The sequence below is a fragment of the Parvibaculum sp. MBR-TMA-1.3b-4.2 genome (assembly GCF_053628815.1).
In genome coordinates, this window is record NZ_JBRJHC010000001.1 from 1524512 (window position 1) to 1550135 (window position 25624).

Annotated in this window: 19 protein-coding genes; 8 read left to right on the forward strand and 11 right to left on the reverse strand. The window is 64.0% G+C overall.

Annotated elements, in window-relative coordinates; translation table 11 throughout:
* Positions 1–174 precede the first annotated feature (174 nt).
* Entirely contained in the window at positions 175–969 is a 795-nt protein-coding gene (locus ACSSVQ_RS07360) for an SDR family NAD(P)-dependent oxidoreductase (RefSeq protein WP_454181910.1), read from the forward strand.
* On the opposite strand, the gene ACSSVQ_RS07365 is transcribed toward ACSSVQ_RS07360, so the two are convergent.
* From ACSSVQ_RS07365 to ACSSVQ_RS07405, 9 genes are all read right to left on the reverse strand, one after another.
* On the reverse strand, positions 970–1257 hold the full coding sequence (locus tag ACSSVQ_RS07365; protein WP_454181911.1) for an encapsulin-associated ferritin-like protein: 288 nt from the start codon (positions 1255–1257) through the stop codon (positions 970–972). It abuts the gene before it with no gap.
* Between the two features lie 58 nt (positions 1258–1315).
* Positions 1316–2422 carry a glutathione S-transferase family protein gene (locus ACSSVQ_RS07370; protein ID WP_454181913.1) on the reverse strand — a complete coding sequence of 369 codons (1107 nt, stop codon included), beginning with the start codon at positions 2420–2422 and terminating at the stop codon, positions 1316–1318.
* Between the two features lie 193 nt (positions 2423–2615).
* On the reverse strand, positions 2616–5918 hold the full coding sequence (locus ACSSVQ_RS07375) for an autotransporter outer membrane beta-barrel domain-containing protein (RefSeq protein WP_454181915.1): 3303 nt from the start codon (positions 5916–5918) through the stop codon (positions 2616–2618).
* 161 nt (positions 5919–6079) lie between these two features.
* Complete coding sequence (locus ACSSVQ_RS07380; RefSeq protein ID WP_454181917.1) at positions 6080–6886, reverse strand: hypothetical protein; 807 nt, start codon at positions 6884–6886, stop codon at positions 6080–6082.
* Between the two features lie 128 nt (positions 6887–7014).
* Positions 7015–9237 carry a 3-hydroxyacyl-CoA dehydrogenase NAD-binding domain-containing protein gene (locus tag ACSSVQ_RS07385; protein ID WP_454181919.1) on the reverse strand — a complete coding sequence of 741 codons (2223 nt, stop codon included), beginning with the start codon at positions 9235–9237 and terminating at the stop codon, positions 7015–7017.
* Between the two features lie 17 nt (positions 9238–9254).
* On the reverse strand, positions 9255–10460 hold the full coding sequence (locus ACSSVQ_RS07390) for an acetyl-CoA C-acetyltransferase (RefSeq protein WP_293326155.1): 1206 nt from the start codon (positions 10458–10460) through the stop codon (positions 9255–9257).
* Between the two features lie 98 nt (positions 10461–10558).
* The gene (locus ACSSVQ_RS07395) at positions 10559–11716 is read right to left on the reverse strand and encodes an acyl-CoA dehydrogenase family protein (RefSeq protein ID WP_454181921.1); all 1158 of its coding nucleotides are present in this window, start codon (positions 11714–11716) and stop codon (positions 10559–10561) included.
* Positions 11717–11751: 35 nt separating this feature from the next.
* Positions 11752–13545: an acyl-CoA dehydrogenase C-terminal domain-containing protein gene (locus tag ACSSVQ_RS07400; protein ID WP_454181923.1), complete on the reverse strand. Its 1794-nt coding sequence runs from the start codon at positions 13543–13545 to the stop codon at positions 11752–11754.
* A gap of 85 nt (positions 13546–13630) precedes the next feature.
* Positions 13631–14119, reverse strand: coding sequence for a MerR family transcriptional regulator (locus ACSSVQ_RS07405; protein ID WP_293326164.1), 489 nt, complete (start codon positions 14117–14119; stop codon positions 13631–13633).
* A gap of 191 nt (positions 14120–14310) precedes the next feature.
* Between ACSSVQ_RS07405 and ACSSVQ_RS07410 the strand changes: the two genes are divergently transcribed.
* The 5 genes from ACSSVQ_RS07410 to ACSSVQ_RS07430 all read left to right on the forward strand — a co-directional run bounded on the left by ACSSVQ_RS07410 (position 14311) and on the right by ACSSVQ_RS07430 (position 20950).
* Complete coding sequence (locus ACSSVQ_RS07410) at positions 14311–14868, forward strand: CAP domain-containing protein (protein WP_454181925.1); 558 nt, start codon at positions 14311–14313, stop codon at positions 14866–14868.
* 230 nt (positions 14869–15098) lie between these two features.
* Positions 15099–18092, forward strand: coding sequence for a peptidoglycan-binding protein (locus ACSSVQ_RS07415; protein WP_454181927.1), 2994 nt, complete (start codon positions 15099–15101; stop codon positions 18090–18092).
* A gap of 248 nt (positions 18093–18340) precedes the next feature.
* Positions 18341–19270, forward strand: a complete 930-nt coding sequence (locus ACSSVQ_RS07420) for a sulfite exporter TauE/SafE family protein (RefSeq protein WP_293324263.1) — start codon at positions 18341–18343, stop codon at positions 19268–19270.
* A 3-nt stretch (positions 19271–19273) separates the two neighbouring features.
* Complete coding sequence (locus ACSSVQ_RS07425; protein WP_454181929.1) at positions 19274–20083, forward strand: TIGR02186 family protein; 810 nt, start codon at positions 19274–19276, stop codon at positions 20081–20083.
* 87 nt (positions 20084–20170) lie between these two features.
* The gene (locus tag ACSSVQ_RS07430; protein ID WP_454181931.1) at positions 20171–20950 is read left to right on the forward strand and encodes a cytochrome c biogenesis CcdA family protein; all 780 of its coding nucleotides are present in this window, start codon (positions 20171–20173) and stop codon (positions 20948–20950) included.
* A gap of 66 nt (positions 20951–21016) precedes the next feature.
* Here the strand turns inward: ACSSVQ_RS07430 and pdeM are convergent, their stop codons facing one another.
* Both pdeM and ACSSVQ_RS07440 read right to left on the reverse strand, forming a co-directional pair.
* Positions 21017–21739, reverse strand: a complete 723-nt coding sequence (gene pdeM / locus ACSSVQ_RS07435; protein ID WP_454181933.1) for a ligase-associated DNA damage response endonuclease PdeM — start codon at positions 21737–21739, stop codon at positions 21017–21019.
* 1 nt (position 21740) lies between these two features.
* Positions 21741–24296, reverse strand: a complete 2556-nt coding sequence (locus ACSSVQ_RS07440) for a ligase-associated DNA damage response DEXH box helicase (RefSeq protein ID WP_454181935.1) — start codon at positions 24294–24296, stop codon at positions 21741–21743.
* A 113-nt stretch (positions 24297–24409) separates the two neighbouring features.
* Here ACSSVQ_RS07440 and ACSSVQ_RS07445 point away from each other — a divergent pair, with 113 nt between their 5' ends.
* Positions 24410–25252, forward strand: a complete 843-nt coding sequence (locus tag ACSSVQ_RS07445) for a mechanosensitive ion channel family protein (protein WP_454181937.1) — start codon at positions 24410–24412, stop codon at positions 25250–25252.
* A gap of 30 nt (positions 25253–25282) precedes the next feature.
* Positions 25283–25567, forward strand: coding sequence for a DUF6460 domain-containing protein (locus ACSSVQ_RS07450; protein WP_293328942.1), 285 nt, complete (start codon positions 25283–25285; stop codon positions 25565–25567).
* Positions 25568–25624 lie beyond the last annotated feature (57 nt).

Genomic DNA, 25624 nt, shown 5'->3' on the forward strand with positions numbered 1-25624 from the left:
CCTCCTCCCAGAGTTCCTCATTGTTCTTTTGAGGGAAGTCTAGGCAGCGTGGAGAGCGGTCACAAGCAGGATGGAAGCGACCGGCGGCGCACCCTGCGTAACCCGACGTCAACGCCGCGTGCTTGATCGGCCCCCGCCGCGCGCTACAGTGTCGGCGAACAGAGGGAGGCTCAGATGGATCTGGAACTTGGCGGCAAACACGTCTTCATCGCGGGCGCGAGCCGCGGTATCGGCTTCGGCATGGCGGAAGCCTTCCTGCGCGAAGGCGCGAAGGTTGCGCTGACGGGACGCGGCGAAGCCTCGCTCGATGCGGCGCGCAAGACACTGATCGACAAGGGCGTGGCGGAAACGCAGCTCTGCACCATTGCAGGCGACATGACGTCATCGGCCGGTCTTGTCGCCGCGCTCGACGCCGCAGAGGAACGGCTGGGTCCGCTTCACTGCGCCGTTGCCAATGTGGGGCTCGGGCGCGCACCGCTCGGCTACGACGTCAGCGACGAGGACTGGGAAGCTGATTTCAAACAGAACCTCTTCGGGTCGGTCTATCTCGCCCGCGAGGCGGTGCGGCGTTTTCTGAAGCGCCCGCCGGAAGAGCGCAAGGATGCGAACATCATCACCATCTCTTCCATCGCAGGCGTGGAGTCGCTCGGCACGACGCTCACCTATGGCGCGTCGAAAGCGGGGGTGAACCATTTCACGACCTCGCTTGCCAAGCTCGTCGGCAAGGAAGGCATCCGCATCAACGCCATCGCGCCGGGCAATATCATTTTCCCGGGCGGCAACTGGCAGCAGAGAGTGGATGAGAGGCCGGATGCCTGGGGACGCTGGATCAAGCGCGAAGTGGCGCTCGGCCGGTTCGGCCAGGTGGAAGAAATCGCCGATGCCGCGCTCTTTCTCGCAAGTCCGCGTGCGAGCTTCGTCACCGGCGAAGTCTTTGTCGTGGATGGCGGCCAGGTCAACCGCGCGTAATCAGTCCTCGCCGATGGTGCTGTCCTTGAACAGGCGCTCCTTCATCTCATGGGCGAAGCGCTCATTGTTGCGGCGCAGCCATTCCATGACCATGACGGCGTGTTCGATTTCCTCGTCGCGATTATGCTCGAGGATTTTCTTCAGCTCGGGATCGGTCGTGTTCTGGGCGCGCTGATTGTACCAGTCCACCGCCTCCAGCTCTTCCATCAGGGAGACGATGGCGCGGTGGAGGTCCAGCGCTTCGGGGGAGAGCTTGTCATAGGGTTCGTGGAGACCTTCACTCGACATGGGCGATCCTTCTTTCTGATCTGGTTCTCGTTTTTCGTCCGTCCAGGGTGCGGTCGCGTCAGGCGAGCGCGTGCTTGAAATTGCGCCGGGCAAGCCGCGGATAGTCCGGGAAGGCCATCATCGCTTCCCCGCCCGCCATATTCAACAGCTTCCCGACCGCTTCGCTATCGGCGCCTTCCAGCGAACGCAGATAGTCGAGCGGGCGCTGGAACATCCAGAGGTCGAACAGGAAGACGGCGCGCTTTTCCGTCACGCCTTCCAGCGTGAAGTCGTGCATGCCGATGGCGCGGGGCAGCTCCTTCTCGCCGCTCGCCACGTCCGGCTGTGCGGCAAGGAAGGCTTTGAACTGCTCCGCCGTGGCGAGAAGGACCGGCAGATATTCGCGCATCATGCGCTGAAGCACCGGCATGAGCGTGTCCGGCACGTCGTCTCCCGACAGGAACTCGCCCTCTTTGGGGTGAGGCGGCTTCATCATCCGCTCGACCCATTTTGCGACATGGGGCGCGACGCGCTTCATGAGCTCGCCGGATGCGGGATCGCGATATTGATGCGCATAGAGCGGGCCGATGAGCCCGAAATCGCCGATGGAAGGGCGCGAACCGAAGAGATAGTCGTGATGGGCGAAATGCGCGTCCAGCTCGGCGAGAAGCCCTTCATAGCTCCGCTCGATGGCCGGGCCCGACGTTTCCGTGCAGCCCAGGGCGGGCAGCGCGCCGGCGAAAGGCTTCGCCATCTCCTCGCCGATTTTGTGCTGCGCCTCAACCGGCAGGTCGGGACGCGAGAGGCGGCCAAATTCGGCGATCGCGAACTCCCGGTTCTTCGTCCAGCGGTAATGCATGGCCGGAATCTTCAGCCATTCATCGCCATAGACCTCCAGCAGCAGGGCGGCGAGGCGCTGGCGCGGCGTGGCGGGATAGATGGAGGGGTCGGGGAAACGCACTTCCAGCGCATCGATGATGTCGGTGGAATCCTGCAGCGTATCGCCTTCGGGCGTCACCATGACGGGAATGACCGGCCAGCCGACGCGCGGCATGATGACGGTCTTGTAGACCTCGCGGTTTGCGATCGTCTCCACAAAGGGGATTTTCTTGTAACGCAGATAGGCGCGGACCTTGCCGGTGAAATAGCTCACCTCGGCACCATAGAGTTCGTACCCGTTCGTCATATTGTCCTCCCGCCCGCGCGATGGCTGCTCGATCCATGAACAGCATGCCATATTCGCTCTCGGGACGGGACGCAATCCGCGCCGGCGCTGCCCTGCTTCACCGCGCCGTCGCTACCAGCACGACCGATGTTCCCGGCCAAACGCGAAAAGGGCCCGGCAAGCCGGGCCCTTTTGCACTTCAGCCTGCCGCGTCTTACCAGTCGTAACGCAGGTAAAGGCCGAGACCGAAGGCTTTCGAGCCTGAGCGGAAATCGCCCGATGCCTGAACCCCGACACGAAGCGGTTCGCCGACAAAGGCTTCGGCGCCGAAGCTCGCCAGAAGCGCGTTGCGGGCCTGGCTGTTGGTTTCGAGCGTGAAGCTCGTGCCCGGCGCACCGGCGAAAGCCGCCGTCACGCCCTTGTCGGCCTGACGGATGTCATAGCCCCAGCGGATATCCGCCGTCGGCTGGACCTTGCCGAGGAAACCCGGCTCAAGCGTGCCGGTCGCCTGCACGCCAAAGGTGGAGCGGAGCTGGTAGTCGTTATTGGCGTCGATGGCGAGGTTGTAGCCGCCCGCGCCCGTTTCCGTGTAGCTGTCGGTATGAAGGTGGGTTGCGTCGAGACCGACGACCGGGCGGATCACCGCCTTGCCCATGGTCATGGCATAGCCCGCCTCGACGCCGCCGCCGACGGCGAGGCCGTCATAATCGGAATGGGCCGAGACCGAGCCGAGGCTGACCAGACGGTCGGACTTGAAGCTGTTGAACGACAGGCTGATCTGGCCGGAGAGGTCCACCGGGCCTGCCAGCGTGGTGCCATAAAGGCCGACCAGCACGCTATCGACCGAGCCGTCGCTGCCCGCGCGGTCCGGGCTGAAGTCGGTCCGGGCATAGCCGAAGGAGACACCGGCCGCCGCCGTCTCGCCCAGCGCGATGTCGTAGCCGCCCTGAAGGCCGCCGCCGCGATAGGAGAAGCCGTTGGCGGCGCCGCTATCGGAGGCGACATCGCCGAAGGTGCCGAAGCCGCGGCCCCAGAGGCCGTTGCTCGTGCCCGCGCGGTAGGAGGGCGCGCCCATGAGCGAGGCGGTCAGGTCGCCATCCGTGCCGGCGGACGCAAGGCGGATCGCGCCGCCATTCCCCGACCAGGCGGCGCGGACGCCGCCCAGATGACCGAACACATTGCCCTGAAAGAGACCCGAGAGCTGCTGCATGGTGATGCCCGAGGCGTCGGACAGATCGGGGGCGAGCTGATCGAGCGCGGCGGCAATGTCTCCGCTGCCATAGCTTGCAAGCTGGCCGAGAACCGCCTGAATGTCCGGATCGGTCGGGCTGGAGGCTTCGATGGCATCGATGGCGGCCGCAAGCGTGGCGCTTTCGGGCGTGCCCACGAGGCTCGAATAGGTCGTCGAGGTGCGGTTGAAAGCGAGCATGACGTCATTGGCGTTGTAGGTCACGACCGGATCGAGAAGCTTCGAGGTCAGTTCATTGTCGACATTGGAAAAGGTGCCGCTGACGCCGCCCGTGGCCGAGAGAATGGTGTAAGTGAGGTCGGCGCGGAAGCCCGACTCCAGATCGCCCACGATGAGATCGCCATCAAGCGTGGCGGTTCCGCCCACACTCACTTCGCTCGAGCTGCTGCCGCTCACGCCGACATTGAGCGAGCCGCCCGCCCCTTGCGTGAAGTTGCCCGTGACAGCGAGTGTGCCGAGCGACAAAGCCCTCCCGCTACTGGCGATGCCGCCGGCGAAAAGCTCTCCATTGTTGATGAAATCTGCCGTCGCGACCGTTCCCGTGCCGGCGAACGCGCCCGCATTGGTGAAGCTCGTCGCACTCGAATAGTCGTCCGTCAGAATGACCACGCCATTGGCGATGGCGGTCACCTCGAAATTGGCGTAGTGCGAATTGCCCAGCAGGAAGGGCGAGAGCGTGCTGTTCTGAATGTCGATATTGAGCGTATCGGCGCCGCCGTCGCCCGCATCCACCGTGCCGGTGACCGAACCGCCATACATGTTGAAGGTGTCGTTGCCGCCGCCCAGCAGAACCGAAATGTCGGACGTGCCGGAGATGGTGCCGTAGTTCGTCACCGTATCGTCCTGGCTGCCGACCAGCTTGATCGCATAGCCGTCAAGGCCGCGAATGGCGCCGTAGTTCGTCACCTGCGTGGCATAGAAGGCGTCGCCTGCATTGCTGTCATCGATCAGGATGCCGTTATCGGCGCCGGTGATGAGCGCATCGGTGTGCGTCGCATCGCCATTGACGATGGTGCCGCCGCCGGCCGCGATGCCTTCGCTGGTGCTGGGGTTCGGCTCGCCCGGCTTGGTGCCCTTGGAGCCCAGCGCCTGGATGGTGCCGTAATTGTAGATGACGGCTTCATAGTCGATATCCACGCCGTCGCCATCGCCAAAGGCATAGGCGTCGTTATAGGTGCCGGTGATGGTGCCGTAGTTCGTGACCGTGGTCGTGGCGTTCTTCGCATCGGAACCAACGCCCGAACCGTTGAGGCCGGTGATGACGCCGCCCTCTTCGTTGATCACCGAGGCGTTCGTCGCGTCCTTGTCGATGGTGATACCGTGCTTGCCGCCGCGAATGACGCCGGTGCCGTAATTGTGTACCGAGCCGCCATCATCGTCGATGCGCACGCCATACATGTCGCCGATCTCATAGCCGTCGTCCGTCGGGTCGCTGTTCGTGTCCGTCCCGGTGACGATGCTGCCGGTGGTCTCCACCGTGCCGTAGTTGGCGAGCGAGCTGCCGTTTTCAAGCCGGATCGCGCCAACCTCGCCTTCCTTATTGCCCTGCTCCACGCTTGCCGCATCGCCGGTGGCCCGCACGATGCCGTGGTTCGTCACCGTGGTCGGGTCGTCATGACCGGCGCGAATGGCATAGATGTTGGAGCCGTTGTCGCCAGAGCCGTCCAGCGTGGTGGCGCTGCCGGTCGCCTCGATGACGCCCGTCGACTGGTTCAGGATCGTGCCGCGATCGACGCGCAGGACGTAGGAATTGTCGCCCGCAGCCGGTGTGGTCGCACCGCTGATCGTGCCGCTGTTGGTGACGTCGCCATCCTTGTCGAGTTCGATGGCCGACTCGCCGCCCGTGGTGGAAATCGTGCCTGCATTGACGATGGTCACATCGTCGTCGAGCTTGATCGCATTGCCCGAGCCGAGCGCCTGAATGATGCCGGTCGCGTTGTTGGTGACGGTGACGCCGTCGCCATCGTCGCTGCCGTCGTCGGTGAGCGCATCCTTGGAGGAGCCTGCAACCGAGGTGATGGTGCCGTTATTGGTGAGGGTGGTGTCGTCCTGGGTGGTGATCGTCGGATCGCCGGTCGCACCGGAATTGTCGATGGTCACGCCTTGCTGCACCGTGTCGCCATCGGCGGGCAAGGCCGCGCCCGTGGTGGAGGCGGCGATGTCGCTGCTCGCAGGAAGCGCATAGGCGCCGCCGGACAGAAAAAGGAGTATGGCGGTGGTCGCAATCAGGCACGTCGGAGCGATACGCGCGCTCGCACGATGTTTCATCAGGCCCCCCAATCAGGCATGCACTTGGAACTGCCGGGTCGCCCCGGCGCTTCAGATCAGCATGCTTAATTGAAGGTAAAATGAGACGTTTGCGATTCCGTTCCGTGACGGATTTACAAAGTCATGAAATCCAAGTGCCGCAGCGGGGGGCCGATAGCGGCCTATCTGCGCAGCGCGCCGGCGGCCGGCGCCGCATTCGTCTCCCGCCCCCTCAACACATCGAGAAAGAGCGCCTTCCGGCACTGATCGAGACAGGCGATCATGTGGGTGGGCTCCCCGCCCTCGAGATAGAAGAAGATGTTGTATCGCGTCGCGTCGATATTGGAGACGGCATCGAGCTGCCAGATTTCGTCCGCAGGCGGCGCTTTCGTCTCGCCGGATGCCTGCGCCAGCAAGGCGGCGGCCATTTTCCGGCGTTCGCCCTCCGCCTTCTGACCGACAAGCCCGGTAAAGCGGTAGGCATAACGCGGATCGAAACCGGCCGAGGCGGGTTTCGGCGTCTGGCCGGGCGGGAGAGCGAGAATGGAGACGGCTTCGCTGCTGCCATGCGCGACCCAGGCGACACCCATGACAGGCACCAGCGCCTGGCCTTGCGCGGAACAGACCCGGACCATCCAGCGGTCGAAAGGTGCCGGCACGGGCACCGTCATGCCCTTGGGGGCATCGAGGCAGAGAAACCCGGCGTCGGCGGGCTTACCCACGGACAGATCAGCGGGCACATCTGCTGGTATGGGGGAGGCTGTCGCCCGGTTCGGCCTTGCCAGCGGCGTATTCAACAGGCGCTGCCGGTCGTCTTTTTCAGGCTCCGCGACCAGCTCGTCGGGCTGGGCGGCGACGCGGTCGCCCTCTTCCCAGACGGGCTCGGATGAAAGCCCGGCGGGGCCCATATCCGGCACCTCGGCGCGGGCCCGCATGCCCGCCCCGGCAAGCAGAACGACGACGACAAGAAAAGCGAAAAGACGGACCAAAACGAACGCCCCAGATCCAAACTCAGGCCCAAGCCCAAAGAAGACAATCTAGCAGGCGGCACGGGCGAACCAAAGAAGAAGGGCGGCCCGCCGGACCGCCCTTCCGCATCGTTCGTGACCAGATCGGATCAGGCCGCGGCCTGTTCCTTCTTCGGCGCGAAGCGGGTGTAGAAGCTTTCGCCCTTTTCCGCCATTTCGCGCAGCAGCGCATTCGGCTTGAAGCGCTCGCCATATTTCTGGGCGAGGCTGTCGCAGAGTTCGACGAAGGCTTTCGTGCCCAGCATGTCGATGTAGGAGAGCGGACCGCCGGTCCAGGGTGCAAAGCCCCAGCCCAGGATCGCGCCGACATCGGCATCGCGCACATCCGTGACCACGCCTTCCTCGAAGCAGCGGGCCGCTTCCAGCGCCTGGATGCAGAGGAAACGCTTCTTGTATTCCTCAACAAGTTCCGGATCGGCTTCCTCGATCTTGGTTTCGACGAGATCGGCAAGGCCCGGCCAGAGCTTCTTCTTGCCGCCCTCCGGATAGTCGTAGAAACCCTTGCCCGCCTTGCGGCCCATACGGCCAAGCTCCACGACCATCTTTTCGATGAGCTTGTCGGCGGGACCTTCTACAAATTTGTCGCCGAGATCCTTCTTGGTCTGCTGGCGGACCTTGTAGCCGAGTTCCAGCGACACTTCGTCGTTGAGCGCGAGCGGCGGCATGGGCATGCCGGTCATCTTGCCGGTGTTTTCCACGATGGCCGGCTTGATGCCGTCGGCCAGCATGGCAAGACCTTCGCTCACATAGGTGCCGAAGCAGCGCGAGGTGTAGAAGCCACGGCTGTCATTCACCACGATGGGCGTCTTGCGGATCTGCTTGACGTAATCCATCGCCTTGGCGAGCGTCTCGTCGGACGTCTTCTCGCCCATGATGATTTCGACAAGCTGCATCTTGTCGACCGGGGAGAAGAAGTGAATGCCGATGAACTCTTCGGGCTTCGAATAGGCCTGCGCCAGGCCCGAAATCGGCAGGGTGGAGGTGTTGGAGCCGTAGATGCCGCCTTCGGCGATCATCGGTTCGGCCTTCTTCGTCACTTCGGCCTTGATGCCGCGATCCTCGAACACCGCCTCGATGACGAGATCGGCGCCCTTGAGGTCGTCGAAGTTGGTCGTCGGCGTGATGCGCGCCAGCGTGGCGTCCATCTTTTCCTGAGTGGTCTTGCCGCGCTCCAGCGCCTTTGCGAGAAGCTTCTGCGAATAGGCCTTGCCCTTTTCGGCATTCGCCTGATCGGTGTCGAGCAGCACGACCTCCATGCCGGCCTGGGCGGAGACATAGGCAACGCCCGCGCCCATCATGCCGGCGCCGAGAATGCCGAGCTTCTTCACCTTGAACTCCGGCACGCCCGCGGGGCGGCGCGCGCCTTTTTGCAGTTCCTGCATGGAGAGGAAGAGCGAACGGATCATCGCCTTGGAGCGCGGATCCATCAGCAGCTTGGTGAAGTAGCGGCTTTCGATGCGAAGACCGGCCTCGATCGGCACCTGCAGACCTTCATAGACGCAGGAGAGAATATATTTCTGCGCCGGGAAGTTGCCATGCGTCTGCTTGTGAAGCTGCGCATTGCCGATGGTGAAGACCTGAGCGCCGCCCTTGGAGTTGGGATCGCCACCCGGCACCTTGTAACCCTTCTTGTCCCAGGGCTGCTCGGCATCGCCGACTTCCCTGATCCATTTCTTCGCTTCATCGATGAGCTGATCGGCGGGCACGACCTTGTGGACAATACCGGCCTTGGCCGCCTTTTCCGGATTGAGCGACGAGCCCTGCAGGATGATCGGCAGGGCCGCGCCCGCGCCGATGAGACGCGGCAGGCGCTGCGTGCCGCCACCGCCCGGCAGGAGGCCGACCTTGGCTTCGGGCAGGCCGAGCTGCGTTTTCGGATTATCGGCCGCGACGCGGTAATGGCAGGCGAGCGTCACTTCGAGACCGCCGCCCAGCGCCGTGCCGTTGATCGCCGCGGCGACCGGCTTGCCGCAGGTTTCCAGACCGCGAAGGATCATGTTGAACTTGAGGTTGCCCTCATACATGGCCTTCACACGGTCTTCCGGCGACCCGCCGCCCTCTTTTCCGCCGGATTGGCCGCCAGCCTGACCGCCCATCATGGAGAGATCGGCACCGGCGCAGAACGCGCCCTTGCCGGAGGTGATGACGGCGCCCTTGATGGCGTCGTCGGACGCGATCTTTTCGATGATCGAGGTGAGGTCGGCCATGGAGCTTTGCGAGAGCACGTTCATGGAGCGGCCCGGCATGTCCCAGGTCACGAGCGCGATGCCGTCGCTATCGACGTCGAAGCTGAAATTTTCGTATGTGGTCATTGTCTATTCTCCCTCGCTCAGACGCGCTCGATGATGGTGGCCGTGCCCATGCCCGCGCCGACGCAAAGCGTCACCAGCGCGGTGTTGAGGTCGCGGCGTTCCAGCTCGTCCAGCACCGTGCCGAGGATCATGCCGCCGGTTGCGCCCAGCGGATGGCCCATCGCGATGGCGCCGCCGTTCACATTCATTTTCTCATGCGGAATGTCGAGCGACTGCATCATGCGCAGCACAACGGAGGCGAAAGCTTCATTAAGCTCATAAAGGTCGATGTCTTCCGGCTTCATGCCCGCCTTGGCGAGCGCCTTGCGCGACACATCGGCCGGGCCCGTCAGCATGATGCAGGGTTCGGAGCCGATGGAGGCCATGGCGCGGATGCGCGCACGCGGCTTCAGGCCCATCGCCTTGCCGGTCTCCGAATTGCCGACGAGCACGGCGGAGGCGCCGTCCACGATGCCGGAAGAGTTGCCTGCATGATGAACATGCGTGATCTCTTCCACTTCCGGATAGCGGTCGAGCGCCACGCCGTCGAAGGCGAATTCGCCGAGCGAGGCGAAGGAAGGATTGAGCGCGGCCAGCGACTGCATGGTCGCCTCGGGGCGCATATGCTCGTCATGGTCGAGGATGGTGAGGCCGTTGATGTCCTTCACCGGGATGACCGAGTTGGAGAAATAGCCCTTGTCCCAGGCGTTCTTTGCGCGCTTCTGGGATTCCACGGCATAGGCATCCACATCGTCGCGCGAGAAGCCGTATTTCGTCGCCACGAGATCGGCGCCGATGCCCTGGGGCGTGAAGTAGGATTTGAACGCGATGTTGGGATCGGTCGACCAGGAGCCGCCCGAGGCGCCCATGCCGACGCGCGACATGGATTCGACGCCGCCGCCAATCGCCATGTCGGCTTCGCCGGAGATGACCTTGGCCGCCGCCATGTTGGTCGCTTCCAGACCGGAAGCGCAGAACCGGTTGACCTGCACGCCCGCCGTCGTATCGGCGTAATCTGCATTCAGCACCGCGATGCGGGCGATGTCGCCGCCCTGCTCGCCGACCGGATCGACGCAGCCCAGCACCACATCGTCCACCTTGGAGGTGTCGAGACCGTTGCGGTCGCGGATGGCCTTCAGCGTCTGCGTGGAAAGTTCCAGCGCAGTCACTTCATGCAGCGCGCCGTCCTTCTTTCCCTTGCCGCGCGGCGTGCGCACGGTGTCGTAAACGAAACAATCGGTCATGGGGAACTCCCTGTCTGACACGCCGGTCGTACCGGCAACCGTTCTTTTATTGGTTTGAATGTGCCACGCCCCGCAATCGCGGGGCGTGGTTTCTTGTCCTAGAGCGTGCGGGCAATGAGCATCTTCATGATCTCATTGGCGCCGCCGTAGATCTTCTGGATGCGTGCGTCCGCATACATCTGAGCGATCGGATATTCCATCATGTAGCCGTAGCCGCCGAAGAACTGGAGACAGGTATCGACGATCTCGTTCTCCTTCTCGGTGGTCCACCATTTGGCCATGGCCGCGGTCGTCGCATCGAGCTTGCCGTCGAGCAGCTTCACCGCGCAATCGTCGACGAAGACGCGGGCGATGGTCGCCTCGGTCTTGCATTCGGCGAGTTTGAACTGCGTGTTCTGGAAGTCGAGGATCGACTTGCCGAAGGCCTTGCGGTCCTTGGTGTATTCAGCGGTCAGCGCGACGGCCTTTTCCATCGCGCAGCAGGCCTGCACGGCGATGATGAGGCGCTCCTGCGGAAGCTGCTGCATGAGCTGGATAAAGCCCTTGCCTTCGTCTTCACCCAGAAGGTTCGTCAGCGGCACCTTCACGTCGTCGAAAAAGAGTTCCGACGTGTCCTGCGCCTTCTGGCCGAGCTTCTTCAGATTGCGGCCTCGGCGGAAGCCCTCGACCTCTTCGGTTTCGACCATGATGAGCGAGGTGCCCTTGGCGCCCGCTTCCGGATCGGTCTTGGCGACGACGCAGATGAGGTCCGCGTTCTGACCGTTGGTGATGAAGGTCTTCTGACCGTTCAGCACATACTGGTTGCCGTCCTTCTTCGCGGTCGTCTTCACGCCCTGAAGGTCGGAGCCCGTGCCCGGCTCGGTCATGGCGATGGCGCCGACCAGTTCGCCGGACGCCATTTTCGGCAGCCACTTCTTCTTCTGCTCTTCCGTGCCATAGGCCTTCACATAGTGCGCCACGATGCCGGAATGCACCGAATTGCCGAAGCCGCCGACGCCGGCGCGGCTCTGTTCCTGCGTGATCACCATTTCATGGGCGAAGGTGCCGCCGCCGCCGCCATATTCCTCAGGGATGGAAGCGCAGAGAATGCCCGCCTCACCGGCCTTCAACCAGGCATCGCGATCGACGCAGCCCTGGTCGTTCCACTTCTCGACATGCGGCACGAATTCTCTTTCGTAGAATTTCTTCACCGCGTCCTGAAGGATTTCCAGCTCCTCGTTGAGCCAGGGGGATTTGTATCCCTCATTAAGTGTCATCCGTAACGCTCCCTGTTTTTCTTGCGTTCTCGTTATCAGAAATCATTCGCGGCCAGCGCCATCATGTTCGACGAGCCCGCGCGCACGCGCTCAAGCTGCATCGCCGTTTCCGGTACTGCCTGCTGCATATAGAAGAGACCGGTGGTGAGCTTGGTCTCGTAGAATTCCGCCTGGTCGCCGGCGCCCTCTTCGAGCTTGTCCAGCGCGACCTTCGCCATCATCGCCCACATGAAGGCGATGCCGGTGATGCCGAAGAGATGCATGTAAGGCGTGGAGCCTGCGCCTGCATTGTCGGGATTTTCCAGTGCGTTCTCCATGAACCACATGGTCGCTTCTTCCAGACGCTTGCGCGCGAGCTTGACCGGCTCGAGATAGGGTTTGAGCTTGGCATTGCCTTCGTTGGCGGAGACGAATTCGTCCACTTCCTTGAAGAAGGCGAAGACGGCGCGGCCGCCATTGGAGGCGAGCTTGCGGCCGACAAGGTCGAGCGCCTGCACGCCGTTGGCGCCCTCATAGATCATGGCGATGCGCGCATCGCGCACGAACTGCTCCATGCCCCACTCGCCGATATAGCCGTGGCCGCCATAGACCTGCTGCGCTTCCACGGCATTGAGGAAGCCGCGATCCGTCAGATGGCCTTTCAGCACCGGCGTCAGCAACGCCATCATGTCGTCGCCGAATTCGCGGGTCTTCTCGTCTTCCGATTTGTGCGACAGGTCGCCATGCAGCGCCGTCCAGACGAGCAGCGCGCGGGCGCCCTCATTGAAGGAGCGCGCATTGAGCAGCATGCGGCGGATGTCGGGATGGACGATGAGCGGATCGGCGGGCTTGTCTTCCGCCTTGGGGCCGGTGAGAGAGCGGCCCTGAAGACGCTCCAGCGCATATTCGGCCGCGTTCTGATAGGCGACTTCGGACTGAGACAGGCCCTGCAGCCCGACGCCGAGACGCGCTTCGTTCATCATGGTGAACATGGCGCGCAGGCCCTTGTGCTCCTCGCCGACGAGCCAGCCGACGGCGTCGTCATAGTTGAGAACGCAGGTCGCGTTGCCGTGAATGCCCATCTTCTCTTCCAGCGATCCGCAGGAGACGCCGTTGCGCTCGCCTAGAGAGCCGTCCTCGTTGACGAAATATTTCGGCACGAGGAAGAGCGAGATGCCCTTTACGCCTGCCGGACCGCCCTCGATGCGCGCCAGCACAAGATGCAGGATGTTCTCGGCAAGGTCGTGCTCGCCCGCCGAAATGAAGATCTTCTGCCCACTGATCTTGTAGCTGCCATCGCCCTGCGGCACGGCCTTTGTACGCAGAAGTCCCAGATCCGTCCCGCAATGGGGTTCGGTGAGGTTCATCGTGCCGGTCCACTCGCCCGACACGAGCTTGGGCAGATATTTCTGCTTCTGCTCATCCGTGCCGTGCTGATGGATTGCGGAATAGGCGCCATGGCTCAGGCCCGGATACATGCCGAAGGCCATGTTCGCGGAGGACACCATTTCGTTGAAGATCACGCCGAGCGAATTGGGCAGCCCCTGGCCGCCATATTCGGGATCGACGACAAGCGCAGGCCAGCCGCCTTCGACGAGCGTCTTGTAGGCCTCCTTGAAGCCGGTCGGCGTGGTGACCTCGCCGTTTTCGAGTTTGCAGCCCTCGCGGTCGCCCACCTGATTGAGCGGCTGGAGGACTTCCTCGGTCAGCTTCGCGGCTTCTTCCAGGATGGCGCGGACAAGGTCTTCCGACGCATCCGCGAAGCCGGGCAGGTTGGAATATTGCTGGATGCCCAGCAGCTCATAGAGAAGGAAATTATATTCGCGAAGGGGGGCTTTGTAGCTGGGCATTGATTACCTCGAGATCGTCTAACCGCGGGACCGCGTTGCATCACTCACAGGAATGACGGACGGCCCCGCGCCGATTGGCAAAGCCTCAACCTATAGAGGCTTTTTGACGCTTCTTCGGCGCATCCTTCCCGGAATTTCCGTCGGCGGCAATTCGTTCTTCAAGGCGGCGGCAGGCTTCGTGCAGCGTGGCGACCTGCAGGCCGATCTCGTCGCGCTGGCGTTCCAGGCTCGTAATGCGATTGCGGAACTTCTCCAGCGCGATCCGGTCCTGCGTTTCGCAGCCTTCGGCGGGATCGTAATGATCGAGGATCTCCTTGATCTCGGTCAGCGCCAGACCGACATTTTTGCCCCGAACGATGAGGATCAGACGGGCGCGGTCGCGCGGATAATAGACGCGCGTCTGACCCTGGCGCTCCGGCGACAGGAGCCCCTTGTCTTCATAAAAGCGGATGGCGCGCGTGGTAAGGCCGAACTCCTCGGCAAGCTGGGTGATCGAGAAAGTCGGGCAAGGCCCGTGCTTGTCACCCTCATGACTGCCCGCCAATACGGCATGTTCGGACGTCTGCTGGTCCATGTTCCATCTCCCCGACATTCGCCGGTTTTCCGGCTTTATTCGCTCGATTTGAAGTGGCCGGACTCTAGGTGACGTTGACGTAAACGTCAAGCATATCGCCTGCCCGGGGATTTCAAACCGGCGCCACAATTTCCTACTCGGATGAGAGGGCATGTTCGGTCAGAATGCCGATGTCTCTAAAGGGAGGGATCATGAAATCGGGATATGCGGCCATCATCGCCGTCGCAGCGAGCCTCGTCCTGGCGGGCTGCCAGACGACAGGCAATTCCTCGGACGGCGACAAGTTCGTCCGGGTCAACACATCGAGCCTGCCCGCGCAGGCCGAAGCCTCGGCGCAGGCGGACACCCCCCTCGCCCGGGCGCTGCTCGACGAGGTGAACGCCTTCCGCAAATCCAAGGGGGCCGGTCCGCTCTCGGTCGATCCGTGCCTGCAAAAGGCCGCCGCCGTTCATAGCCAGGACATGGCGCTTCGCGATTTCTTCGGCCATTTCAACCCGGACGATCAGGGCCCGAAAGAGCGGGTTCTGGCGGTGGACGAGGACTACAAGGGCTCGCTGGCCGAGAATATCGTCTTCGTGCAGGGGCCCGATCTGGACGACAAGGTGCTGGCGAAAAAGCTTTTCACCAAATGGCGCAACAGCCCCGCACATCGGCGGAACATGCAGGATCCGAGCTTCACCATCACCGGCATGGGGGTGGCGCGCTCAGGCGACAAGGTCTATGCAACCGAGGTCTTCGGCGGGCCTTAAGTCCCTGCATATACGCATGAATCCCCTAATCGTTAACCAGCTGTTTACGGTGCCCGGCGCTTTATAGGCGGCATGCGGGAGAGGCCGTTCAGGCGGCCGAGGCTCGATAGAGAATCGGTGCGATTCACCAGATATGGTGCCGATGTCAATATTTTGGGCTAACCCACACGTTTAAACGCCATATTCCGTGGCATATACTGACCCAAACCGTTCAAAGGCTAGTGATTCGGATGAGATCGGGGGTCCCCTGGAGCGTCAAAGGCATAGAGCCTGAAGCGCGCGAAGCTGCAAAGCAGGCTGCGCGCCGCTCGGGCCTGACGCTTGGCGCGTGGCTGAACCAGGTCATCATGGACAGCGGCACGGACGATGTGTCCGGCGACGGCGGCGAACAGAGCGGCTGGAGCAACCAGACCCGCTCGGGCGGACGCCCGGACTACGCCGCGCAGGCGCCTGCGCAGGCCGCCCGGCCCGGCGACGGCGAGATGGAAGGCCTGGCCGATGCGGTCCGCAATCTTTCAAGACGGCTGGAGCGCAGCGAAGACCGGACCGTGGAATTGACCCGGCGTCTGGGCGAAACCATCGACGAGCTGGCAGACCGGATCGTCCGCGCCGAACATGCGCCCGCCCAGCCGCAGCAGGAGACGAAAGCCGTTATCGATCCTCTGGAACGCAAGCTGCAGCATCTGGCCGAACGGCTGGAACGCGCGGAGAAGGATGGCGGCGGCTCCCAGCAGACCGCCGAGGACAAGCACGCGATCCAGACGCTGGAGAAGGCGGTGAACGCGGTGGTCGACCATCTGGACACCAGCGAGAAGCGGACCAACGATTCCCTGTCCGATATCCGCAACATGCTGGGCCAGCTCTCCTCGCGCATCGACGAGACCGAGCAGGCCAACGAACGCGAAGCCGAAAAGAAGCGCGCGGAAGCGCAGGAAAAACACCTCTCGCTCCTCTCCCAGCGGCTGGAGCAGATGGAGCAGAGCCTTTCCGGCGTCAGCGGCAATCTGGAACAGACCCAGGCCAAGGCCGTGCAGGCGGCGCTGAAGGCGTTCGAGGACAAGGCGCAGGCCGACAGCCAGCGCGACACGATTTCCAGTCTCCAGAAGAGCCTTTCCCGGCTTTCCGAACGGCTGGAGCAGACCGAACAGAAAAGCCAGGACGCGCTGGACGCCGTGCACAAGGGCATGAACGGCATTGCGCGCCAGATCGAAGACCTTTCCAGGCCGCGCGAACCGGAAATGCCGCGTGAGCTGGCCGACCAGCTCGACATGCTGGCGCAGCGTCTGGAAGAAAGCGAACACCGCAGCGACGAGACCACGCGCAATGTGGAAGAAACGCTGTCGCAGATCGCGAACCGGCTGAGCGAGACCGATCACCAGAGCCGCGAGGCGCTGGAATCGGTGCAGAGCGTGCTGGCGCGCACGACCGAACGACTGGCCCGGCTGGAAAAGTCGGCCAAGCAGCGCGCGGCACGGCCCGCCGCGCCGCAGATCAATGCCGGCATGGGACCGCAAGGCAGCTTCTCGCCCAACTTCCCCACCGCGGCCGCGCTGAACGCGCCGGGCATGGGGGGCGCGCAGTTCGACCTGCCATCGATCGGCGCCCAAGGGCGTGGCGAAGGCTTCATGGTGCCGTCCGCGATTCCCGCCCAGCCTGCGATGCAGGCCCGTGCGCCGGTCCTGCGGGAAGATCCCGTCGCGCCGCCGCCCATCGACGAAGGGCCCCGGCTTGTCGAGCCGGTGCGCGAGACACCCGCGCCCGACGTGCCGGTCAAAACCTCTCCCAAGACAGCGGACATCCCCGATTACGAGACGCCCGAGCCCGAGGAAGATGAGGATGACGGCGTCGTCCTGCCGGATCCGCCGCCGCCTCCGCCGCTGAGGGAAGCCGGCGCGCAGGCTGCACAGGATTTCCTCGCCCAGGCACGCCGCGCCGCGCAGGCCGCCTCGCAAGGGTCCCATTCCGGCTATGACAGCCCGGCCTATGCCGAATCCTCCGCGCGCTTCGAGACAGACGATGCGGAGAAGAAGCGCAACCGGCTGGTGATCATCGCCACGGCGGGCTTTATCGCGCTTGCGGTCATCGCGGGCGCCTTCCTCTTCATGCGCCAAAGCCCGACACCGGGCGGCACGGCGCCGATGACAAATCCGGGCGAGACAAGTTCGCCCGCGCCGACCAATCCGGAGGCCAGTCCGGAGGACGCCGGTGCCGATGCGGCACCAGAGGCACCGGCGTCCACCACGTCTCAGACCGGCACGTCCAAGACCGGCGCGCCCGAGACGAGCGCCCCCAAGACGGGTACGTCGGAGACCGGCGCATCCGCCGAAGCCCCCGTCAATGTGGCGAAGGTTCCGGCGACGCCCGTGGACGATGTTTCGCCCGCGACGAGCACGCCGCCCAGCGCGCCGCAGCCGGTGACATTGAACGATGCCGCGCGGGCCGGGAACGCCGCCGCGGAATACACGCTCGGCGACGCCTATGCGCGCGGCGAGGGTGTGGCGCAGAACGACAAGCAGGCTGTGAGCTGGATCCGCAAAGCCGCCGGACAGGGGCTGACCATCGCCCAGTACAGGCTCGCGACCTTTTATGAAAAAGGGCGCGGCGTGGGCCAGGACAATGCCCGTGCGATGCAGCTCTACGAAAAGGCCGCCAGCAAGGGCAATGTGAAGGCGATGCACAATCTCGCCGTCATGTATGCCGAAGGCCGCGGCACGTCCCAGGATTTCGCCAAGGCCGCCCAATGGTTCGCCAAGGCGGCCAATTACGGGCTGGGCGACAGCCAGTACAATCTGGCCGTGCTCAACGAACGCGGGCTCGGCATCAAGAAAGACCTCGCCACCGCCTATAAATGGTTCGCCATCGCGGCTCTTGCCGGCGACAAGGGTGCCGCAAAGAAGCGGGATGCGCTGGCCGAACAGATGGAGCCGGGCGATCTCGCCGATGCGCGCATCGCGACGAATGCCTGGCAGGCGAAGACGGCCGATCCGGTGGCAAATGGCAACCTCTCCTCGCTCAAGAGCTGGGACAGCGCCGCCGCAGGCCCCGCCGATCCCGATATCGCGCAGGCGCAATCGCTGCTCAACAAGCTCGGCTACGATGCCGGCCCGGCCGACGGCATGATGGGGCCGCGCACCAAAGACGCCATCGCCGCCTTCCAGAGGGCGAACGGTCTTGCGCCGTCGGGCAAGGTGACGCCGGAACTGCTGATCGAGCTCGAGGGCTAAAAGAGCGGGCGGAGACGGCCCGTCCGGTCGGCGCAGATTCCGCGTCACGGTTCTGGCGCAAAAGCTTGCGAGATAGTCCACGCCCCGGCGCGCCGCCCCTTTGAAATGGGCCGGCAACGTGCTACGCCAAATCAAACATTGCCGGCGCCGTTCCGCAGCGAGTCCCTCTCGATGTATCCGACGCAGGCGGCCGAGGGGGAAGGCCGGAGCCCGGATATGCGGGCAGGCCGCCGGAAGCGCTTACGTTCATGCAAATCTATCTGCCAATCGCGGAAATTCCGGTGAATGTGCTGACCATCCTGGCGATGGGGCTCACGGTCGGGTTTCTGTCGGGCATGTTCGGCATTGGCGGCGGCTTTCTGATGACGCCACTCCTCATCTTTCTCGGTATTCCACCCGCCATCGCGGTGGGCACGCAGTCGACCTCGGTCGTCGCCTCCTCGGTGACGGGGGCGCTGGCGCATTTCGCGCGGCGCAGTATCGACTTCAAGATGGGCGGCGTGCTGCTGGCGGGCGGTACCGCGGGCTCGCTCAGCGGTATCTATCTTTTCAAGCTGCTCAGTTCGATCGGCCAGGTCGACCTGATGATCTCCATCATCTATGTGGTCTTCCTGACCATCATCGGCGGGCTGATGATGGTGGAAAGCGTGCAGGCGATACGGGCCGCGCGCAATGGCGGGACGGGCGGCCGCGCACGCGGGCGGGGTCATCACAGCTGGATCCACGGCCTGCCGTTCAAGATGCGGTTCCGCCGCTCCAAGCTCTATATCAGCGTGATCCCGCCCATCCTGGTCGGCTATTTCGTCGGCACGCTCTCGGCGATCATGGGCGTGGGCGGCGGCTTCATCATGATCCCGGCCATGATCTACCTGCTGCGCATGCCGACCAGCGTCGTGATCGGCACCTCGTTCTTCCAGATCGTTTTCGTGACCGCGCTGACCGGCGTGATGCATGCCTATGAAAACCAGGCGGTCGATATCGTGCTGGGCTTCATCCTCGTGATCGGCGGCGCTGTGGGCGCGCAATTCGGCGTCCGCGTCGGCGAGAAGCTGCAGGGCGAACAGGTGCGCGCGCTGCTGGCCGCGCTGCTCCTCGTGATCGGCGTGCGGCTGGGCATCGACCTCATCAGCCGTCCCGACGACCTCTATTCCATCGTCGTCATGTCGTCGGGGAACTGACGCATGGCATTCCGGCGGACCGGCACATCTGCGCTTCTGGCCCTGCTGACGCTGGGCGCCTTTGCGCTCGGGACCGTATCGGCCCGCGCCGACCGTCTGGTGACCGACCTGTCGCAGCACCAGGTCTCCATCCGGTCCAACTTCACGGGCACGGAGATCCTGCTGTTCGGCGCGGTGGAAGCGCCGCAGGCCGAACGCGCCGTCGATCGCGACATCATCGTGGTCGTGACGGGGCCGACGCGGACGGTGAAGGTCCGCCGCAAGGAACAGGTGGCCGGGATATGGGTCAATCACGACTCGGTGACCTATCCCAATGTGCCGGGCTATCACGCCATTGCCAGTACGCGGCCGCTGGAAGTCATCGCCTCGCCCGAAACGCTGCGCGAGCAGCGGATCGGCATCGAGAACTACGAGTTCGGCGACGCCGTTGCGACCGGGATCGACGGGACGCAGGAATTCCTGCCGCCGGATACCGAGCGCGATTTCTGGAAGGCGCTGATCCGTAACAAGCGCCGCGACGGGCTCTACCTGACAGATCCGGGCGGGGTGATTTTTCTCGGCCAGACGCTTTTCCGCGCCACGCTGGACCTGCCCGCCACCGTGCCTGTCGGGCTTTATACGGCGAAGGTCTATCTGCTGAAGGACGGCAAGGTCGTCGATACGATTTCCTCTCCGCTCTATATCGACAAGGGCGGGATCGAGCGTTTCATCTACCGCCTCGCCCATAATAATGCGCTGCTCTATGGCCTGATCGCGGTGATCGGCGCCGCCTTTTTCGGCTGGCTGGCCTCCGCCGTGCTGGGCCGGCGCTGAACATGACCACAAAGTAATGCGGCCGCGCCGATCTGACACGCCGTTGCACATTTGCCTCGCGGCGCCGACGGGCTAAAGTCCCCGCCCATGGACCCATCCAGCATCAGCTATGCCGCCGCGGCCGCGGGCGGCCTTATCAGCTTTCTCAGCCCGTGCGTGCTGCCGCTCGTGCCGGCCTATCTTTGCTATATCGCGGGCACATCGCTCGACGAACTCGTCGCCAAGAACGAAAAGGGCGAGGCGCTGGGCTCTGACGGGCTGACGCTGCGCGTGACGCTGGGGGCCATCGGCTTCGTGCTGGGCTTCACCACCATTTTCGTCGCGCTGGGGGCGAGCGCCTCGGCGATCAATCCGCTCATCATCGCGCATAAGCAGCTTCTGGGGCGGATCGCAGGCGCGGTCATCATCATTTTCGGCCTGCATTACATGGGCGTTTTCCGGCTCGCCTTTCTCGACCGGGAAGCGCGCTTCCAGGTGCAGGGGACGGGCGCGGGCGAGAAGAGCCTCTTCATGCAGTTTGCGAGCCCCTATCTCCTCGGGCTTGCCTTCGCCTTCGGCTGGACGCCGTGCATCGGGCCGATCCTCGCCACGATCCTGACGGTCGCCGCCTCGCAGGAAAGCCTCGGCGCGGGCGTCGGGCTGCTGACGGTCTATTCGCTGGGGCTCGGCATTCCGTTCCTTGCCGCCGCCTTCGCCATTCGCGGCTTCCTCAGCTTCGCGGGCCGCTTCCGCCGTCACATGCACAAGGTGGAAATCGCGGCGGGGCTGCTGCTGGCGCTGACGGGCCTTTTGATGCTGACGGGCTCTTTCGAGAGCATCGCCGTCTTCCTCATCAATACGTTTCCGGGGCTCGCCAAGTTCGGCTGAGGTTTTCCGGAAAGGTCCGAAGACGTGGATGCCCCGCATGAAGCGGGGCATGACGGTTCAAGGAATTCAGTCGCCTTCGAGGCGCGTTGCCGAGACCGGCACGACCGCGTCTCGGCCCATCATCCAGGCATGGAAGTCGCGCCCCGGCAGGAGCCCGGCATAGGCGCGGTCCAGCACGTTGAGGCCGCCCGCATAGGCGCCGAAGGCCGGCAGGATGGCGCGCGTCGTATCGCTGACGAAGCAGCGCCGCCGCAAGCGCCGTCCGCGCACGCGCACCGCCGCGCAGGGGTGAAGGTGGCCTGCGATCTCGCCGGTGGAGGGCGCGGGCCGCGGCTCGTGCCGGAAGGTGAGCGGGCCGACCGTCATCTCGCCCTGCACCGAGCCGCCGAAGCGGCGCGGCGGCACGGGGTCGTGATTGCCTTCGATCCAGATCCAGTCGCAGGCGGCGGTGAGCGCAACGAGGCGGTCGGCATCGGACTTCGCCATGCGCTTTTCCGCCCGGCGGTCATGGAAGCTGTCGCCCAGCGCGATGAGCGTTTCGGGCTCGAATTTTTCCATCAGCTTTTCCAGCCGGGTCAGCGTCGCGCCCGTGTCGTAGGGGGGAAGCGCGACACCGCGTTCGGCGAAGGCGGACCCCTTTTCGAAATGCAGATCGGCGACGACGAGGATGCGTTCGTCCGCCCACCAGAGCGCGCCTTCCGGCAGCGGCGTCAGTGCCGCGCCGCAGACGCTGAGCGGCGTTTCGCGCAATCGGGGGGTGGCTTCCGTATGTCGTTTACGCAACTGCATTTCAGACCAGTCTTGTCGCTTCTTCGATCAACTCATCGGCCGCTTCGGCCAGCAGCGCCTCGTTCGCTTCGCCTTGAACGGCTTCGCGCCCGATATCGAGCAGCACGGGCACGGCGAGCGGGGAGACGCGGTCGAGACGTTCAAGCACGATTCGTCCCTTCACGCGCGTCAACATGGCAGCGACACGCGCAACGTCAAGGAGGCCGGTCGCGGCATCCTGATAAGTCGCCCGCAAAAGAATGTGATCGGGCTCGTGTTCGCGCAGCACATTGTAGATGAGGTCGGCGGAGAAGGTGACCTGCCGCCCGGTTTTTTCCTGCCCCGGAAAGCGTCGCTCGATGAGACCGGAGATGAGCGCGCAGTCGCGGAAGGTGCGCTTCAACAGGCTCGATTCCGCCAGCCAGTTTTCAAGATCGTCGCCCAGCATGTCCTCGCCGAAAAGCTCGCCCAGCGGCAGCTCGTGGCGGTCGGCCATCAGACCCGGATCGCGCAGGCACCAGATGGCGAGCGAATATTCCGACGCGACGAAGCCGAGCGGACGCGCGCCCGCGCGATCCAGACGGCGCGTCAGCAACATGCCGAGCGTCTGATGCGCGAGACGGCCTTCGAAGGGATAGCAGACGAGATAGAACTTGCCGTTGCGGGGAAAGGTTTCGACCAGCAGGTCGTTTTCGCCGGGGAGCCGCGAGCGCCAGGCCTGCATGCCGAGCCAGTCCTGCACCTGCTGCGGCAGCGCGGCCCATTCGCCTTTGTTCGCCAGCATGCGACGCACGCGCGAGGCGAGATAGGTGGAGAGCGGAAACTTGCCGCCGTAATAGGCGGGGATCATGGGTTCGTCGCCGCCGCCCTTGGTCACCAGCGCTTCGGTTTCGGCCAGTCCCTCGAAGGAGAGGATGTGTCCGGCAAAGAGAAAAGTGTCGCCGGGCGACAGCTGGTCGATGAAATATTCCTCGATCTCGCCGAGCACCCTGCCCCCGCCCGCGCCCACCGGACGACGCCCTTTCCGGATCATGCGGACTTTCAGCATGGGCGCTTCGACGATGGTGCCGACATTCATGCGGAATTGCTGGATGACTTTCGGATTGGAGGCCCGCAGGCGCATATCGCCTTCGAGCGGCTTGTTGGGACGCAGGCGCGCGAAGCGGTCATAGGTCTTGAGCGCGTAGCCGCCGGTCGCGACGAAATCCACCACGCGGTCGAACTCGTCCCGCGTCAGCTCGCGATAGGGCGAGGCCGAGCGCACTTCCGCATAAAGCTCATCGGGGTCGAAGGGTTCGGAACAGGCCATGCCCAGCACATGCTGGGAGAGCACATCGAGCGCGCCCTTGCGGGCGACGAGCCCGTCTTGCGCGCCTTCCAGCGCGGCGGCGCGGGCGGCCTCGCATTCCAGCACCTCGAAACGGTTGGCGGGCACGAGAAGCGCGCGGCTCGGCTCGTCGAGCCGGTGATTGGCGCGCCCGATGCGCTGCAACAGACGGCTTGCGCCTTTCGGCGCGCCCATATTGACGACGAGGTCGACATCGCCCCAGTCGATGCCGAGATCGAGCGTCGAGGTACAGACGACGGCACGCAAGGATCCCGCCGCCATGGCCGCTTCCACCTTGCGGCGCGCTTCCGGCGCCAGCGAGCCGTGATGCAACGCGATGGGCAGCGTGTCCTCGTTCAGATGCCAGAGCGACTGAAAGACGAATTCGGCCTGGGAGCGCGTGTTGACGAAGACCAGCACCATGCGGTTGCGCTTGATCTCTTCATAAACGGCAGGCAGCGCATGGCGCGCGGAGTGTCCGGACCAGGGTATTCGCGCTTCAGCCGGTACAGGCAGCTTCGCCGCCGAATCAGGTTCCGGCCCTTTCGGGGTCAAAATGCCCAATTCCGGCACGGCGCCCGGCGGCGCGGTGACGATTTCCGCCATTGCATCACCCATTATGGGTTGGGGCATGAGATAGCGGCGCAGCTCGTCCGGCTCGGCCACGGTGGCGGAAAGGCCCACCCGGCGAAGCGACGGCGCGAGCGTCGACAGGCGGGCGAGACCCAGCGCCAGAAGGTCGCCGCGCTTGGAGTTCGCCAGTGCGTGAAGCTCGTCCAGCACGACGCATGACAAAGAGCCGAAAAATTTATCCGCATCCGGATAAGAGAGCAGCAGCGCCAATTGCTCCGGCGTCGTCATCAGGATGTCGGGCGGTGTGTGACGCTGGCGCAGGCGACGGTTCTGCGGCGTGTCGCCGGTGCGGGTTTCCACCGATATATCAAGGCCCATCTCGCTAATCGGCGTTTCGAGATTGCGCTTGATGTCCACCGCCAACGCCTTGAGCGGCGAGATGTAGAGGGTATGCAGCCCGCCTCCCCGCCCCGCCGAAAGCTCCACCAGCGAGGGCAGGAAGCCCGCCAGCGTCTTGCCCGCGCCGGTGGGGGCGATGAGCAGGACGGAGCGGCCGCTTTCAGCGATCTCCAGCAACTGGAGCTGATGGGCGCGCGGGGCCCAGCCGCGCGCGGCAAACCAGTCCCGGAAGGGTCCGGGCAGCAGGCCGGTGTCGGCTGTGGATAAGGGCTCGCTCATGGCGTTGAGCCTAGCTGCCCCCTGCAAGACGGCAAACCTTGTCTTTTTTCATATGCGTAAACATGGGAAACTGCGCGCTTTCAGGGGTCGCCAACCATCAGGAGCCAGACCACATGCTCGCGCAGATGCCCGCCATCGTTCAGCAGAATATCGACGCCTTGCTGCCTTTCGCTCTCCAGTACGGGGTCAGCTTCGTCGCCGCCATCCTTATCCTTATCGTCGGCTTCTGGTTTGCCGGGCGCGCAAAGACCTGGACCATGCGGGCGCTGGCACGCGGGCCGGTGAAGGACGACATGCTGCAGAGCTTTTTCGGCAGCATCGTCCGATACCTCATCATCGCCGCCACCCTTCTGGCCGTACTCGGCGAGTTCGGGATCGAGACGACCTCTCTCATCGCCGTTCTCGGCGCCGCCGGCCTGGCCGTCGGCCTTGCCCTTCAGGGCACGCTGTCCAATGTGGCGGCGGGCGTGATGCTCCTGATCTTCCGTCCCTTCCGCACCGGGCAATATGTCGAGATCGGCGGCATCGCCGGCACGGTGAAGGAACTCACCCTGTTCTTCACCGAACTCAACACGCCGGACAATGTGCAGATCATCGTGCCGAACAGCGGCATCTGGGGACAGCCGCTGAAAAACTATTCGTCCTATCCGACGCGGCGCGTCGACATCACATTCGGGATTTCCTATGGCGACGACATCGACAAGGCGATGGAGATCATCCGCTCCGTCTATGAAGCCGATCCGCGCAGCATGAAGCAGCCCGAGCCCTTCCTCGGCGTGATCGGGCTGAATGACAGCTCCGTCGATATCGTGATGCGGCTGTGGGTCGCCAACGCCGACTATTGGCCGACCAAGTTCGAGATCACGAAGAAGGTGAAAGAGCGTTTCGACGCGGAAGGCATCACGATCCCCTTCCCCTCGCGTACGGTCTATCAGATCGCCGACGCCGCGGACTAGCTCCGCCCAACAATCCAAAGGATGCCGGATATGGACAAACTGCTTGGCGGGCCGCTGCTGCCGACCCTTCTGAAGCTCGCCATCGCCTCGGTGGTGGTGGGCATCGTGCTGGCGGTGTTCGGCATCCGCCCGATCGATCTGTGGCGCGATTTCATCGACACTTTCATGCGCGTCTGGGAAATGGGCTTCGACGCCATTCGCTGGTCCGGCGAATATTTCATGCTGGGCGCCATCGTGGTGATTCCGATCTTCATCATCGTGCGGCTCTGGAGCGTGCTGGTCGAACGCAACGGCAAGAACGGTCCGCAAAGCTGAGTTTGACGCTGCGTCTCGTCCCGCAGGCTATGCGCGGGACTAGGCGCGGCGGCTCTC

What these genes read in the sequence shown, in the direction of transcription:
- ACSSVQ_RS07365 (WP_454181911.1), bottom strand. Translation starts at nt 1,257, where the DNA reads ATGTCGAGTGAAGGTCTCCACGAACCCTATGACAAGCTCTCCCCCGAA.
- ACSSVQ_RS07385 (WP_454181919.1), bottom strand. Translation starts at nt 9,237, where the DNA reads ATGACCACATACGAAAATTTCAGCTTCGACGTCGATAGCGACGGCATC.
- pdeM (WP_454181933.1), bottom strand. Translation starts at nt 21,739, where the DNA reads ATGCAGTTGCGTAAACGACATACGGAAGCCACCCCCCGATTGCGCGAA.
- ACSSVQ_RS07390 (WP_293326155.1), bottom strand. Translation starts at nt 10,460, where the DNA reads ATGACCGATTGTTTCGTTTACGACACCGTGCGCACGCCGCGCGGCAAG.
- ACSSVQ_RS07400 (WP_454181923.1), bottom strand. Translation starts at nt 13,545, where the DNA reads ATGCCCAGCTACAAAGCCCCCCTTCGCGAATATAATTTCCTTCTCTAT.
- ACSSVQ_RS07445 (WP_454181937.1), top strand. Translation starts at nt 24,410, where the DNA reads ATGCTCGCGCAGATGCCCGCCATCGTTCAGCAGAATATCGACGCCTTG.
- ACSSVQ_RS07405 (WP_293326164.1), bottom strand. Translation starts at nt 14,119, where the DNA reads ATGGACCAGCAGACGTCCGAACATGCCGTATTGGCGGGCAGTCATGAG.
- ACSSVQ_RS07370 (WP_454181913.1), bottom strand. Translation starts at nt 2,422, where the DNA reads ATGACGAACGGGTACGAACTCTATGGTGCCGAGGTGAGCTATTTCACC.
- ACSSVQ_RS07440 (WP_454181935.1), bottom strand. Translation starts at nt 24,296, where the DNA reads ATGAGCGAGCCCTTATCCACAGCCGACACCGGCCTGCTGCCCGGACCC.
- ACSSVQ_RS07420 (WP_293324263.1), top strand. Translation starts at nt 18,341, where the DNA reads ATGCAAATCTATCTGCCAATCGCGGAAATTCCGGTGAATGTGCTGACC.
- ACSSVQ_RS07415 (WP_454181927.1), top strand. Translation starts at nt 15,099, where the DNA reads ATGAGATCGGGGGTCCCCTGGAGCGTCAAAGGCATAGAGCCTGAAGCG.
- ACSSVQ_RS07430 (WP_454181931.1), top strand. Translation starts at nt 20,171, where the DNA reads ATGGACCCATCCAGCATCAGCTATGCCGCCGCGGCCGCGGGCGGCCTT.
- ACSSVQ_RS07410 (WP_454181925.1), top strand. Translation starts at nt 14,311, where the DNA reads ATGAAATCGGGATATGCGGCCATCATCGCCGTCGCAGCGAGCCTCGTC.
- ACSSVQ_RS07360 (WP_454181910.1), top strand. Translation starts at nt 175, where the DNA reads ATGGATCTGGAACTTGGCGGCAAACACGTCTTCATCGCGGGCGCGAGC.
- ACSSVQ_RS07375 (WP_454181915.1), bottom strand. Translation starts at nt 5,918, where the DNA reads ATGAAACATCGTGCGAGCGCGCGTATCGCTCCGACGTGCCTGATTGCG.
- ACSSVQ_RS07425 (WP_454181929.1), top strand. Translation starts at nt 19,274, where the DNA reads ATGGCATTCCGGCGGACCGGCACATCTGCGCTTCTGGCCCTGCTGACG.
- ACSSVQ_RS07450 (WP_293328942.1), top strand. Translation starts at nt 25,283, where the DNA reads ATGGACAAACTGCTTGGCGGGCCGCTGCTGCCGACCCTTCTGAAGCTC.
- ACSSVQ_RS07395 (WP_454181921.1), bottom strand. Translation starts at nt 11,716, where the DNA reads ATGACACTTAATGAGGGATACAAATCCCCCTGGCTCAACGAGGAGCTG.